The sequence below is a fragment of the Nocardia sp. bgisy134 genome (assembly GCF_057708325.1).
Map to the genome: position 1 here is coordinate 65,738 of NZ_JBYIRW010000022.1, position 13,835 is coordinate 79,572.

Annotated in this window: 14 protein-coding genes; 5 read left to right on the forward strand and 9 right to left on the reverse strand. The window is 69.5% G+C overall.

Annotated elements, in window-relative coordinates; translation table 11 throughout:
- Positions 1-24: 24 nt before the first annotated feature.
- Positions 25-1,269: a bifunctional 3,4-dihydroxy-2-butanone-4-phosphate synthase/GTP cyclohydrolase II gene (locus tag AC3ERS_RS30875; protein WP_431971651.1), complete on the reverse strand. Its 1,245-nt coding sequence runs from the start codon at positions 1,267-1,269 to the stop codon at positions 25-27.
- An 85-nt stretch (positions 1,270-1,354) separates the two neighbouring features.
- Entirely contained in the window at positions 1,355-1,978 is a 624-nt protein-coding gene (locus AC3ERS_RS30880; protein ID WP_431971652.1) for a riboflavin synthase, read from the reverse strand.
- A gap of 610 nt (positions 1,979-2,588) precedes the next feature.
- On the opposite strand from AC3ERS_RS30880, the gene AC3ERS_RS30885 reads away from it, so the two are divergent.
- Positions 2,589-3,059 carry a hypothetical protein gene (locus tag AC3ERS_RS30885; protein WP_431971653.1) on the forward strand — a complete coding sequence of 157 codons (471 nt, stop codon included), beginning with the start codon at positions 2,589-2,591 and terminating at the stop codon, positions 3,057-3,059.
- Positions 3,060-3,102: 43 nt separating this feature from the next.
- On the opposite strand, the gene rpe is transcribed toward AC3ERS_RS30885, so the two are convergent.
- On the reverse strand, positions 3,103-3,756 hold the full coding sequence (gene rpe, locus AC3ERS_RS30890) for a ribulose-phosphate 3-epimerase (protein ID WP_431971718.1): 654 nt from the start codon (positions 3,754-3,756) through the stop codon (positions 3,103-3,105).
- A gap of 124 nt (positions 3,757-3,880) precedes the next feature.
- Here rpe and AC3ERS_RS30895 point away from each other — a divergent pair, with 124 nt between their 5' ends.
- The gene (locus AC3ERS_RS30895; protein ID WP_431971654.1) at positions 3,881-4,303 is read left to right on the forward strand and encodes an ATP-binding protein; all 423 of its coding nucleotides are present in this window, start codon (positions 3,881-3,883) and stop codon (positions 4,301-4,303) included.
- The gene (locus tag AC3ERS_RS30900) at positions 4,303-5,163 is read left to right on the forward strand and encodes an RNA polymerase sigma factor SigF (RefSeq protein ID WP_431971655.1); all 861 of its coding nucleotides are present in this window, start codon (positions 4,303-4,305) and stop codon (positions 5,161-5,163) included. The genes AC3ERS_RS30895 and AC3ERS_RS30900 overlap by 1 nt, the downstream gene beginning before the upstream one ends.
- A gap of 4 nt (positions 5,164-5,167) precedes the next feature.
- Here AC3ERS_RS30900 and AC3ERS_RS30905 read toward each other — a convergent pair whose 3' ends face one another.
- From AC3ERS_RS30905 to AC3ERS_RS30930, 6 genes are all read right to left on the reverse strand, one after another.
- Positions 5,168-5,512, reverse strand: coding sequence for an MmcQ/YjbR family DNA-binding protein (locus tag AC3ERS_RS30905; RefSeq protein ID WP_431971656.1), 345 nt, complete (start codon positions 5,510-5,512; stop codon positions 5,168-5,170).
- A gap of 104 nt (positions 5,513-5,616) precedes the next feature.
- Positions 5,617-6,951, reverse strand: coding sequence for an RsmB/NOP family class I SAM-dependent RNA methyltransferase (locus tag AC3ERS_RS30910; RefSeq protein WP_431971719.1), 1,335 nt, complete (start codon positions 6,949-6,951; stop codon positions 5,617-5,619).
- Between the two features lie 644 nt (positions 6,952-7,595).
- Positions 7,596-8,519 carry a methionyl-tRNA formyltransferase gene (fmt, locus tag AC3ERS_RS30915; protein WP_431971657.1) on the reverse strand — a complete coding sequence of 308 codons (924 nt, stop codon included), beginning with the start codon at positions 8,517-8,519 and terminating at the stop codon, positions 7,596-7,598.
- Positions 8,519-9,076, reverse strand: coding sequence for a peptide deformylase (gene def, locus AC3ERS_RS30920; protein WP_431971658.1), 558 nt, complete (start codon positions 9,074-9,076; stop codon positions 8,519-8,521). The genes fmt and def overlap by 1 nt, the downstream gene beginning before the upstream one ends.
- A 251-nt stretch (positions 9,077-9,327) precedes the next feature.
- A complete protein-coding gene (locus AC3ERS_RS30925) occupies positions 9,328-9,765 on the reverse strand; it encodes an RICIN domain-containing protein (protein WP_431971659.1) in 438 nt (145 codons plus the stop codon).
- 182 nt (positions 9,766-9,947) lie between these two features.
- Positions 9,948-10,940: a helix-turn-helix transcriptional regulator gene (locus AC3ERS_RS30930; RefSeq protein ID WP_431971660.1), complete on the reverse strand. Its 993-nt coding sequence runs from the start codon at positions 10,938-10,940 to the stop codon at positions 9,948-9,950.
- Between the two features lie 300 nt (positions 10,941-11,240).
- On the opposite strand from AC3ERS_RS30930, the gene AC3ERS_RS30935 reads away from it, so the two are divergent.
- The gene (locus tag AC3ERS_RS30935) at positions 11,241-12,206 is read left to right on the forward strand and encodes a hypothetical protein (protein WP_431971661.1); all 966 of its coding nucleotides are present in this window, start codon (positions 11,241-11,243) and stop codon (positions 12,204-12,206) included.
- 145 nt (positions 12,207-12,351) lie between these two features.
- Positions 12,352-13,731: an MFS transporter gene (locus AC3ERS_RS30940; protein WP_431971720.1), complete on the forward strand. Its 1,380-nt coding sequence runs from the start codon at positions 12,352-12,354 to the stop codon at positions 13,729-13,731.
- Positions 13,732-13,835 lie beyond the last annotated feature (104 nt).

The window sequence follows — 13,835 nt, forward strand, 5'->3', positions numbered from 1 at the left end:
CGCCTTTCCGAAGGTCGTGGAAGCTCACTGCGCCGTTTCGCCGAGGTCGAGTTCGTCGAGACCGATCAGGTCGTGACCCATCCGGTCGCGCTTGGTGCGCAGGTAACGCAGGTTCTCGGCGTTGGCGCGCAACGGCATCGGGACGCGCTCGGTGATGCGCAGGCCGTAGCCGTCGAGGCCGACCCGCTTGGCCGGGTTGTTGGTGAGCAGGCGCATCGACCGGATACCGAGGTCGACCAGGATCTGCGCGCCGGTGCCGTAGTCGCGGGCGTCGGCGGGCAGGCCGAGCTCCAGGTTCGCGTCGACGGTGTCGTGGCCCGAGTCCTGCAGCTGGTAGGCCTGCAGCTTGTGCATCAGCCCGATGCCGCGGCCCTCGTGACCGCGCATGTACAGCACGACGCCGCGGCCTTCGCTGTCCACCATCTCCAGCGCGGCGTCCAGTTGCGGGCCGCAGTCGCAGCGCAGCGAACCGAACACGTCACCGGTCAGGCATTCGGAGTGCACCCGGACCAGCACGTCCTCGCCGTCGCTGATGTCGCCGCGCACCAGCGCGACGTGCTCGACCTCGTCGTAGATGCTCTGGTACCCGACGGCCGTGAAATCGCCGTGCGCGGTGGGGATGCGCGCCTCGGCGACCCGCACCACCTGCTTCTCGTGCTTGCGCCGCCAGGCGATCATGTCCGCGATGGAGATCAGCGCCAGCTCGTGCTCGTCGGCGAAGACGCGCAGTTCCTCGGTCCGGGCCATGTGGCCCTCGTCCTTCTGGCTGACGATCTCGCAGATCACGCCCGCCGGATGCAGGCCCGCCATGCGGGCCAGGTCGACGGCGGCCTCGGTGTGGCCGGGACGGCGCAGCACGCCGCCCTCCTTGGCACGCAACGGCACCACGTGGCCGGGTCGGGTCAGGTCGTCGGCCTTGGCGGCGGCGTCGGCGAGCAGGCGCATGGTGGTGGCGCGGTCGGCGGCCGAGATACCGGTGGTGATGCCCTCGCGGGCGTCGACCGACACGGTGTAGGCGGTGCCGTGCTTGTCCTGGTTCGTGGCGTACATCGGCGGCAGGCCGAGGCGATCGCAATCGTCACCGGTCAGCGGCACACAGATGTAACCGGACGTGTAGCGGATCATGAAGGCGACCAACTCGGGGGTGGCCTTTTCCGCGGCGAAGATGAGGTCGCCCTCGTTCTCGCGATCCTCGTCGTCGACGACTACGACGGCCTTACCCGCGGCGATGTCGGCGACTGCGCGCTCGATGGTGTCGAACCTGGTCACGTCTGCTGTGCTCCATCTCGAATTAGGTGCCTCACTACAGTAAGGCCTGTCCCGTGCGCCCGCGGCGGCGCACCCGCCCGCGCGCTCAGCCGCGCTGCTGCAGGCGTTCGACGTACTTGGCGATGACGTCGACCTCGAGGTTCACGGTCGTCCCCGCGACCGCGAAGCCCAGATTCGTCAGGGAGAGCGTGGTGGGGATCAGCGAGACCTCGAACCAGTCGCGGTTGCCGTCGGCGGCGGGCTCGTCGGCGATGCCGAGGCCCGAGACGGTGAGCGAGATGCCGTCGACGGTGATCGAGCCCTTCTCCACCACGTAGCGGGCGATCGCGTCCGGCAGGGAGATGCGCACGACCTCCCAGTTCTCCGAGGGGGTGCGCGACAGCACCGTGCCGGTGCCGTCGACGTGACCCTGCACCAGGTGTCCGCCGAGGCGGCTGTTCAGCGCGGCGGCGCGTTCCAGGTTGACCCGCGAGCCCTCGCCGAGCCCGCCGATGGAGGAGCGGTTCAGCGTCTCCTGCATGACGTCGACGGTGAAGGAGTCGCCGCCGACGACCTCGACCACGGTCAGGCACACGCCGTTGACCGCGATCGAATCACCGTGTCCGGCATCGGAGGTGACGAGCTTGCCCTTGATGGTCAGGCGCGCGGCGTCGGCCAGCTGCTCGGTGGCGACGATCTCGCCCAGCTCCTCGACGATGCCTGTGAACATGCGTGACTCCCTGTCGCGTGTGTACGTACGGTTGCGGAACAGCCGGGACCCCGGCGCTATTCCCGGCGTTCGGTGCACTCCCAGCGTAACGACGCGGGGTCGTACCGGCCCCCGCACGGTGGGCCCGCCGACCCGCATCAGAAACCGTAATTCTGCGACACGCCACCGAAACAGCCGGGCAGACTTTTATCCACCACCGGAAGAGCATTATTCGAGTTCTTTCGAAACAATTCCGTACAGTCATACCGGAATTTCCACGTTCACCTGTCGACGACAATTGTTCAGCGGAACTTTCGACGCGTTCGCCGGTCGATTTCACCCGGCCCGCGTAACGTCCAACCTGTGCTGATACCCAGCCGAAACACAGATACACCAACTTCTTGCGCCGCGGCGAAAACGGACGCAATATTGTTATGTAGCTGACAACTACCGTTCAACTTCCGATCCGCGCAGTTCGCCGTCGAATGATTCGACGAGGTCGACGCCGCTTCGCCAGGGCAGTGCCCGCGTTCGAACGCAGTGCCCGAGTTCGACCCAAGGAAATCCACCACTCGAGGAAGCCGGAAAGCGCAGTCGGCCGACACGAGTTCGACACCGATGGGGGTGCCGCGTGACCACGTTTGTCGATTCGACACTGGAAGTCCGCTGCCTGCAGTACCGGCGCGAGTTCCATATGCCCGCATCGATCGATCCCACGTCGCGCCGCATCCTGCTGCACATCGGCACCCACTACGGCGCCGTCACGATGCCCGCCGAGCTCGGCGACCAAGTGCAAGGGAAACTCACGCAGGCACGGATCGCCGCACCGGTCGTCCATCATCCGCGCGCGCGGCGGTGGACGTTCATCACCGGGCCCGCTCGACCCGATGCGCTCACCGCCCACATCTCCGCCGAACTCTTCCGTCTGTACGCGACGGTCGCCTGCACCGGAAGCCAGGTGGTGCTGCCCTCGCCCGACGACGAGCGCACCGGCTACCGCGTCTGGGTGCGGCCGCCCGAGAGCGCGACGACACTGCCGCCGTCGAACGTGGTCATCGAGGCGACGCTCGCCCTCGGGACACCGAAAAACCGCGCGCTGTAACCGAATTCGGCCGCGTCGCCGCGGCCTCTTCCGGCGCCGCCGCTCAGTGCCAGACGGCGGCCGCCTGCCGCCGCAGCGCCGCCACGGTGGCGCCGGGATCGGCGGTGTTGTAGACCGCCGAGCCTGCCACGAAGCAGTCGATCCCCGCCTCGGCTGCCTGCTCGATGGTGTCGGCGTTGATGCCGCCGTCGATCTCGACGATCAGTCGCAGCTCGCCCGCATCGACCAGCCTGCGCACGGTGCGCGCCTTGTCCAGCACGTGCGCGATGAACGACTGCCCGCCGAAGCCCGGCTCCACGCTCATCACCAGCAGGGTGTCGAACTCGCGCAGAATCTCCAGGTACGGCTCGATCGGCGTGTTCGGCTTCACCGACAGACCGGCCTTCGCGCCCGCCGCGCGGATGTCGCGCGCCACGGCGATCGGGTCGTCGGTCGCCTCGGCGTGGAAGGTGACGTTGTGCGCGCCCGCCTCCGCGTACGGCGGGGCCCAGCGGCCCGGGTCCTCGATCATCAGGTGGCAGTCCAGCGGTATGTCCGTTACCTTGAGCAGACTCTCGACCACCGGAAGGCCCAGCGTGAGATTCGGCACAAAATGGGCGTCCATCACGTCGACGTGCAGCCAGTCCGAGCCTTCCACCCGGCGGGCCTCGTCCGCGAGATGGGCGAAATCGGCGGACAGGATGGACGGCGCGATCATCGGCTGGCCAGGGCGGGAAAACGTCGGAGAGGACACAGCCCGGGAGTGTACCGAGCCGGGATCACATGTCCTACCGCAGGGAATCGGTGATTGTCGGCGGCCTCCAGTGGGTAGCCTGTGCAGAGTGATCAACATTTCGGCGGAACAGGGGCTCTACAGCACCCCGGTGGAGATTCGGGTGGCCGCATCGGTCACGCAGCTGCCCATCGTGCGCGGGCTCGCCGAAACTCTCGTCCTGCTCAGCGATTTCACCCTGGACGAAGTAGCCGACATCCGGCTGGCCGTCGACGAGGTGTGCTCGACCCTCATCGCGCTAGCCGCGGCGGGCACCAGCCTGGACTGCCGATTCACCATCGGGGAGGCCCAGCTGCTGGTCGAGGTCACCGGTGTGGCCGAGACCGAGGGGCTACCTGACCAGCGCAGCTTCGGCTGGCATGTGCTGCGGACGCTCACCGACTCGGTCGAGGCGACGCAGAATTCGTACGATGCGGCGCTCTCCGGATATCCGACGACGGTGGAGTTCCGTCGGGTCCGGGGGAAGGCGTAGTGGCGGACGAGGACACCGTGTTCGACCAGGACCGCGATGAGGAAGCCGAATCCGAGCCCACCGACGCCGCCGAGGACGCGGAAGCCGTCGCGGAGGCCGGTTCGGTCACCGGCTACGACGATCTGAACGCGTTGTTCGAGCGGCTGAGCTCGGCCGAACAGGGCACCGCCGAGCATGCCGCGGTGCGCGCCGAGCTGATCGGCCGCTGCATCCCGCTCGCCGACCACATCGCGCGCAAGTTCAGCGGCCGCGGCGAACCGTTCGACGACCTCACCCAGGTCGCCAGGGTGGGGCTGGTGCACGCGGTGGACCGTTTCGACATCTCGCGCGGATCGAACTTCCTCTCGTTCGCTGTGCCGACCATCATGGGCGAGGTCCGGCGCTACTTCCGCGACAACACCTGGGCCATGCGGGTGCCGCGGCGGGTCAAGGAGACCCACCTGCGCATCGGGTCGGCCATCGACACGCTCTCGCAGACCCTCGGCCGCTCCCCGACCGCCAAGGAGATCGCGGCGGAACTCGACGTCGATCCCGACGAGGTGACCCAGGCCGTCATCGCGGGCAACGCCTATCAGCCCAGTTCCATCGACGCCGCGGCGCTCGGCCGCGACACCGAGGCCTCGCTGCTGGACACGCTGGGCGAGGAGGAATCCCAGTTCGACCGGGTGGAGGAGTACGTCGCCATCCGGCCGCTGCTGGCCGGACTGCCGGAGCGCGAACGCCGGATCCTCACCATGCGTTTCTTCGAATCCATGACCCAGACCCAGATCGCCAAGCAGATGGGCATCTCGCAGATGCACGTCTCGCGCATCCTGGCGAAAACCCTTGCCCGGCTGCGGGAGCTGTCGAGCCGGGACTGACGGTTCATCCCGCCGCGCGCTGCTTGCGGATCTTCGCGGGCGCCGAAAGCCACCAGGCGGCGTCGATCAGTTCGCGTAGCTGATCCGGTGCGATCCGGTCGAGATCGATGAGGATGTACGGGTATCCGTCGTAGTGCGGTGTCGTGTAGAAGGCCGGATCGCCCGCGGCGAGCAACGCCTCCTTCTCCACCGTCTCGCACAGCAGCACGAGCCCGCCCTCGGCCTCCGACCGCAGCCGCGCGATCCCCTTGCCGCCCACCTTCAGCGCGGGGCTGCGCCACCACGTCGACTCCTCGACCGCAGGGAGCTCGGTCGCGATCGCCACCACGTCTTGCCACGTCAGAGTCATGCGACCAGTGTGCGTCGCGCGGGCTCCGAGGGATTGGACGGATGGAACCGGCGCGTTCGCACGGACCGGTTCCATCGGGCCGGTTTACCTCAGAGCGGTTTACCTCAGATCGGTTTACGCAGCGCCGCCATGAACATGGCGTCGGTGCCGTGGCGATGCGGCCAGAGCTGCGCGGCGGGGCCGTCGCCGACGTCGGTGACGCCGGGGAGCAACTCGCCGGTGTCGAGTTCGACGGCGCCCGTGCGGCGGACATGGTCGGCGACGATCGACACGGTCTCGGCCAGGTGGGGCGAGCAGGTCGAGTACACCACCACGCCACCGGGACGGACCAGATCCCATGCCGCGGTGAGCAATTCGCGTTGCAGCACGACCAGGTCGCGCACGTCGGCGGGGGTGCGCCGCCAGCGCGCCTCCGGCCTGCGCCGCAGCGCGCCGAGGCCGGTGCACGGCGCGTCGACCAGGATGCGGTCGTAGCCGGGCGCCAGACCGCTGTCGCGGCCGTCGACGACGTGCACCCGCACCGGAAGGTCGTGGGTGGCCTTGCGCACCAGTTCGGCGCGGTGTTCGGCGGGCTCCACGGCGTCCACTTGGAAGCGATCGATCGCCGCGAGCGCGCCGAGCAGGGCCGCCTTGCCGCCAGGTCCGGCGCACATGTCGAGCCAGCGCCCGCCGTCCGGACCCTCCAGCGGCGCCCGGGTCAGGCTCAAGGCCACCAGCTGGCTGCCCTCGTCCTGTACCGCGGCCATGCCTTCGCGCACCGGCTCCAGCCGCCCCGGATCACCGCCCTCGAGGTACACGGCGTACGGCGACCAGCGGCCCTCTTCGCCGCCGGTGACCAGCGCCAGTTCCTCGGCGGTGATCTCACCGGGCCGGGCGACCAGGTGCACGACCGGCCGCTCGTCGTCGGCGGCGAGCAGGTCACGCAGTTCGCCCGCGCGGGCGCCGAGCGCGTCGGCGAACGCCTGAGCGATCCAGGCCGGATGCGCGTACTCGAAGGCCAGCCGTCCCACCGGATCGGCAGGGGCCAGCGTCTCGACCCACTCCTCGGCGGACTTCTCCCCCACGCGCCGCAGCACCGCGTTCACGAAACCCGATTTGCCCGCGCCGAATTCGGCCCTGGCCAATGCCACCGAGGTGTCGACCGCGGCGTGCGCGCCGATGCGGGTGCGCAGCAGCTGGTAGGCGCCGAGCCGCAAGATGTCGAGCAGCGGTCCGTCGATCTCCTCGACCGAACGGCCCGCGCCGTGCGCGATCACCGCGTCCAGCAGGCCCGTTGTCCGGCAGGTCCCGTAGGCCAGCTCGGTGGCCAGCGCCGCGTCCCGGCCGGACAGGTGCCGGTCGCGAAGCAGGCCGGGCAGGACGAGATTCGCGTAGGCGTCGCGCTCCCGTACCGCCCGCAGCACCTCGAGCGCGACCTCGCGCACGGGGTCCACGCTCACGGTGCGCCGGGACCGCTTTCCTGCCGAGCCCCGATCCTTCTCCGTGCCAGTGGTTTTCGCCTCACCGCGCCCGGCTCGCTTGGCGCCCGACGACCGCTCCGCCGGGCGTCCGCCGCGCTCGGACCGTCCGCCGACGGCGTCGTCCGCACGCCGCTTCCCGTGCGCTCCCGCGCCGGAATCCGAGCGGCGCCCGGAGGCATCCCCGCCGCGTGCCTCTGGCCTGCCTTCCGACCTGTCGTCCCAGAATCGTTCGCGACCGCTCTTGCCGCTGGGCGCCTGCGCCGATCGGTCGGCGCGGCCGTAGCCCGGTCGTCCCGCCTCGGAACGTCCTGCGCCGTAACCGGACTCGCGTCCCGCCCGGCCACCCGCCGGCTTGCCGCCGCCCGGCTTCTCGAAGCCCCGAGTCGATTTCCCCTCGAATCGACGGTCGTCTCGACCCCGGTAGTCCGCCGCGTCCCGATCGGAACGGAACGGTTTGCGCGGCGAATCCGATTTCCGTTGCGCGCCACGGCTTCCGGTGTACGACTCCGACTCGCGAGCCAGCTTGCCCGACGCGGCGTCCCGGCGGGTCTCCTGCTTGCGGGCGGCGCGTTTGGCCCATCCGCCGTCGACGTCGTCGGACTTGCGTGGGCGATCCGCGGGGCTCATTCGACCACCGCGCCGGGCTGCAGGCGCGCGCCGCGCGCCCAATCGAGGGCGGCCATCATCCGTTTACCCTGCGGCTGTACCTGATCCAGGCGCACGGCGGTGGTCGCGGTGCCGACGAAGACGCCGGTCTTGCGCACCTCGATGACGCGTTCGGGCAGCGCCTCCTGCACCATCTCGACCGGTCCGAGCTTCAGCCGGGTGCCGTTCACCTCGGTCCAGGCGCCGGGCGCGGGGGTGACGGCGCGAATGCGCCTGCTGATGGCGAGCGCGGGCAGATCCCAGCGGATGTGGCCGTCCTCCGCGGCCACCTTCGGCGCATAGGAGACGCCGTCCGTGGACTGCGGCACCGCATGCAGGGTGCCGTCCTCGACGCCGTCCAAGGTGGTTTCGAGCAGATGCGCGCCGGTTTCGGCGAGCTTGCCGAGCAGGGTGCCCGCGGTGTCGGTCACCGCGACCTTCTCGGTGACCACGCCGAAGACCGGTCCGGTGTCCAGACCAGCCTCGATGAGGAAGGTGGACGCGCCGGTGATCTCGTCACCGGCGTCGATGGCGGCCTGCACCGGCGCCGCGCCACGCCACGCGGGCAACAGCGAGAAGTGCAGGTTGATCCAGCCGAAGCGCGGGATGTCGAGCACCCGCTGCGGCAGCAGCGCGCCGTAGGCCACCACCGGACAGCAGTCCGGGGCCAATTCGGTGAGCTGCCCGATGAATTCGGGTTCGCTGGGGCGGCGCGGGGTGAGCACGGGGATGCCGTGCTCGTCGGCCAGCGCGCCGATCGGCGACCGCGTCACCTTGCGACCGCGGCCTGCGACGGCGTCGGGCCGGGTGACGACGGCGACCACTTCGTGGCGCTCGGACTCGATGAGCCTGCGCAGCGAGGGCACGGCGGGTTCGGGGGTGCCTGCGAAGACGACGCGCATCAGCGGCTCCGTCCGAACGGTCCGGCCTGACCCGCACCGCGCGAGTCGCGCACCGTGATGCCCGAGACGAACCAGTCGGATTCCCGGATGGTGCGCATCGCCTCCTTGCGGGAGGCCGGATCGAGGCGGTCGATGAACAGCATGCCGTCGAGGTGATCGGTCTCGTGCTGCACGCAACGCGCCAACAGCTCCTCCGCGGCGAATTCCACGGGCTTGCCGTGCATGTCGACACCGGACGCGCGCACTCGCAGCGCGCGGCGCGTGTCGTACCGCAGGCCGGGAATGGACAGGCAGCCCTCCGGACCGACCTGCTCCTCGTCACCCACCACCGTGTAGGTCGGATTCACCAGATGTCCCGCCGCGTCGCCGGTGTCGTAGACGAACACCCGCAGGCCGACGCCGATCTGCGGCGCGGCCATGCCGACGCCGCCGTCGTCGTGCATGGTGTCGGTCAGGTCGGCGACCAACTGGCGCAGCTCACGATCGAATTCGGTGACCTCCGCCGCACGGGCGCGCAGAATCGGATCGCCGAACAGGCGAACGGGCTGAATGGTCACGGCGGCTCCTGGAAGCGACGAACACGGTCGTCTCATTCTAGAGAGCGACGTCGATCACCCCGATCTCCCCAACGCGAGCCCCCCGACCTGGTAGAACTCCATTGCGGACCGGGCGGGGTGTGCACACCCCCGCCCGGCCGCCTGGAAACAGCAGTCATGGCCGCATCCGACCCCGTATTTCTGGACGCGATCAGCGATTCCTCACGGAGACTCCGGAGATCGGCGGCTGTTCGCGTGTGCGGCAGGCTCGATCACGGCCACTGGAATTGCCACTGCTGGGTATCGCTGTCGGGCGCGTACTGCGTCAACGCGATCTGCTCCGCACGACCGCATTCGTGGCCGGGTACGGCGAGGACGAATCCGCCTGCGGCCCAGACGGCGATGCGATAGCGGTCGGTGTGGGCTTCGTCGGACGCGATCTGCCATCCCAGCGGCGTCCCGCTGCACTCGACATGGGCTCCTTCGGTCACCAGACCGTCGCCGAGGCCGAGCCGGCTGCCGGTGCGGCCGCTGGCGATGAACCATATCCCTTCGCCGAATTCCGGCGCACTCGACAACAGCCAGTGCTGCCAGCCGTCCTCGACACTCGGCTCGCCCACCACTCTGACCTGATCGTCGCTGTCGAGCGCCAGTACACAACCGGTGCCGACATTGACGATTCGATAGACGCCTTCGGTCAATTCAGCCATGGCCCGTCGTCCTCACCGTCCGCGAACTCCGACGCCCCGGTCGTCGCACCGGAGCGTCCCGAATCTTCGAGATTCCGACACCGCCGAACTACCCGCCCGCTCGCCGATCAATCATCTCGCCCCGGATCCTGGTTCGCACGGGTGGTCGACGACGGTGAACGACCGGCGGACTTCCGCGGTCCTCACTGCGGCGCATCCTCGCGAACGGCGTCGCCGTAGCGGCGGGCCAGCCGCGCGCAGGCCTCTCGGAGTTCTCGCGGGCCGACGATGTCGATGTCCGCGTCGAATGCGCCGAGGGCGGCCGCCAGGCTCGGCCAGGACCAGGAACCGAGAACGAGCCGGCAACGGTCGGGGCCGAGTTCCTCGACGACTCCGTCGGCGGCGAAGGGAGCGACCGCCGCGGCGGGGAGGTCGAGGATCGCCTCCCCGCGGCACGGCCAATCGCCGGAGGTATGCGAGCCGCGGAACCGGCCTGCCACGAATTGGGCGACATCCTGTCCGGGCAGTTCACGCGGAGAGAAGCGCGGCCCGGTCGGGATGCGCGGGGTGATGCGGTCGACGCGGAAGATTCGCCAGTCGTCGCGGTCGAGATCCCACGCGATGAGGTACCAGTGGCCGCTCCTGGCAACCAGGTGGTGCGGTTGCGTCCGGCGCGGTGGAGCGCAGGTGTCGGCCGACGTCGCCGCCCGGCTTGTCGTCGTGTAATCGAAGCGCAGCACTTCGCGGGCGTGGATGGCGGCGCTGAGCGCCGTGAGCACGCGAGTGTCGACGGGCGGTGCGGGCGGGCTCGCGCCGACGGCGGTGATCCGCAGGGCGTCGATGCGGCGCCGCAGCCGCGCAGGCATGACCTGCCGGACCGTGGTCAGCGCGCGCATCGCGGCTTCCGCGACGCCCGCACCCGACGCGACGGCGAGCTGGAGCGCGACGGCGAGCGCGACGGCCTGCTCGTCGTCGAACAGCAAGGGCGGCAACTCGGAACCGGGATCGAGGCGGTACCCGCCCTCGGGGCCTTTGACGGCGGCGATCGAGTAACCGAGCTCGCGCAGTCGATCGATATCGCGCCGCACGGTCCGCGGGCTGACGTCCAATCGTTCGGCCAGCAGCACCCCTGGCCAATCCCGACGCGCCTGCAAGAGCGACAGCAGCGCCAGCAATCGCGCTGAGGTTTTCGGCATGAATCCACTATCCCCGGAGAAGCGGACACATCCTGGCCTCTTCCCCTGCGACTGTGATCGGCGGGCCCACCAATTGCATGGGCGCCCTTGTACGGGATGCTGCGGGATCGGTTCGGCGTCACCTGGGTGCTGGACGTCGCCATCTCATACGACGCGTCCTGACCATCGAAATCCGATAGCGGGCAGAGAGACATCGGCAGGGCCGTGTGCGAAGTGCGTCACACGTGGGTTGCAACATACCCCCAGGGGGTATTACATTTTCGATCGCGACGAAACGACAAGATCGGAAAGGCCGGAGCGATGACCACGCAGACTCACACCAATCACGAGGGCGCGCACGGGGCTCACACCGGGCACACGGCCCATGCCGGACATGGCGACCACACCGCGGCTCACGCCGGGCACGGAGACCACACTCAGCACACAGCGCACGCCGGGCACGGCGACCACGCCCAGCACGCGGCTCACGCCGCACATGCCGGTCACGCCGGGCATGCCGCTGCTCAGCACGGAGCCCACGCCGGGCATGACGACCACGCCGCGGGCGGCGGATTGCCGGGCGGTCTCCAGATCACCCAGGACGGCTACACGCTGGCGCTCGCGGAGCCGATCATCGGAACGGGCGAGGTCGACTTCCGTTTCCGGATCCTCGGCCCCGACGGCGCGCCGGTCACCCGCTACGACGCCATCCACGACCGCGATCTGCATCTGATCGTGGCGCGGCGCGAGCTGACCGGGTTCTGGCACGTCCATCCCGAACTCGACGTGGACGGCACCTGGGCCGTGACGCTGAATCTCCCGGAAGCGGGCGCGTACCGCGTCTTCACCGATATCGCCCCGCACGCCCTCGGCAAGACGATCACCCTCGGTGCGGATCTCGCCGTGGCGGGCGCCTACGAACCGCGGCCGACGCCTGCCGCCGCGCGCACCGCGACCGTGGACGGATACGAGGTGACCCTCGACGGCGATCTGGTGCCGGGCACGGGACAACTGCTCACGCTGACCGTTCGCAAAGACGGGCAGCCGGTCACCGACCTGCAGCCCTATCTGGCCGCCTACGGGCATCTGGTGATCCTGCGGGCGGGCGATCTGGCCTATGTCCACGTCCACCCGAACGGCGAGCCCGGCGACGGCGTGACCGCACCCGGCCCGGACATCACCTTCCACACCGCCGTGCCCGGCCCCGGAACCTACCGCCTCTTCCTGGATTTCCAGCACGGCGACGTCGTCCGCACCGCCGCCTTCACCCTGCACACCACCAACTAGCGCCGAAAGCCGTTGGGCGAGCGTGGATTCCGCCCGCTCACCAGCTGTCGGAGAGGGACCGAGATGTGCGAGTGCTGCTGTCGAAGCACGCGTGATCCACCCCGACTCATCCCAGAGGAAGTGTTTTCCGATGCGTTCCACGCCCATGATCACCGCACTGTTCGGCAACCACGATTACCTGCGACTGTTCACCGCCCAGGTGTCGGCGCTGTTCGGCACCGGACTGACCACCGTCGCTCTCGGACTGCTCGCCTACGAGCTCGCCGGGGCCGACGCGGCCGCCGTTCTCGGCACCGCGCTGACGATCAAGATGGTGGTCTACGTGACGGTCGCGCCCATCGTGGCCGCCTACGCCGATCGATTCCCGCGCCGATCGTTCCTGGTCGGGCTCAACGTCGTTCGCGCGGCGGTGGTGCTGGCACTGCCGTTCATCGACCAGATCTGGCAGATCTACGTACTGATCGCCCTGCTGCAAACCGCCTCGGCCGCCTTCACCCCGACCTATCAGGCGATCATCCCCGACATCCTGCCCGACGAACGCGAATACACCAGGGCGCTGTCGGCCGCACAGCTGGCCGCCACCATGGAAACCTTGCTCAGCCCGATGCTGGCCGCGGCGGCGCTGGCCGTGATCAGCTTCCACTTGCTGTTCGTCGGTACCGCCATCGGGTTCGCCGTCTCGGCGGCCCTGGTGATCGCGACCCGCATCCCGAACGCGACCGCCGCCACCGAGGGCTCCTTCCGGGAGCGGATCACGGTGGGCATGCGGATCTTCGCCGCGACGCCGCGGCTGCGCGGCCTGCTCGGGATGAACCTCGTGGTCGCCGCCGCCGGATCGGTGATCATGGTCAACACGGTCAACTACGTGCGCGACACCCTCGGCGGCACCCAGTCCGGAGTGGCGCTGCTGTTGGCGGCCAACGGGTTCGGCACCATGCTCGTCGCACTCTCGCTGCCCCGGGTCCTCGATCGCGTCGGCGCGCGGCCGGTGATGCTGACGGGCGCGGCCGCGCTGATCACCGGACTCGGCTCGGCCATCGCCCTGTCGCTGGCGAACGCGGGCGACTGGCGGTGGGGCGCCGCGATCGCGGTGTGGGCCACCGTGGGCGCGGGCACCGCGGCGGTGCTCACCCCGACCGGTCAGGTGCTGCGGCGCTCGTCGCGACCCGCCGATCGGCCCGCGCTCTTCGCGGCCCAGTTCTCGCTGTCGCACCTGGCCTGGTTGGTCACCTACCCGATCGCCGGGTGGCTGACGACCGCCGCCGGTTTCACCACCACCTGGCTGACGCTGGCCGTCCTCGCCGCGACGGGAATCACCGTGGCGGTGCGGATGTGGCCGCGCCACGACCCGGAGGAGCTGACCCACCTGCACGAGGTCGGCACCATCGACCCGGCCCTGCTGGCCGATGCCGTGCGCGTGGACGACCGTTTCTACCGGCACACCCACGCCTACGTCATCGACGCCGAACACCGCCACTGGCCGGCCCGGGCGGAGCGGCAGCTCGCAACCGCCGCGGCCGCCTAGCGAAACCGATCGCGGAATCACGAGGCGGGCACCCGATTTCGGGTGCCCGCCTCGTTGGCATCGAAGAACTCGGCGAGTCTTGCGCAGACCACACTGTTTTCACT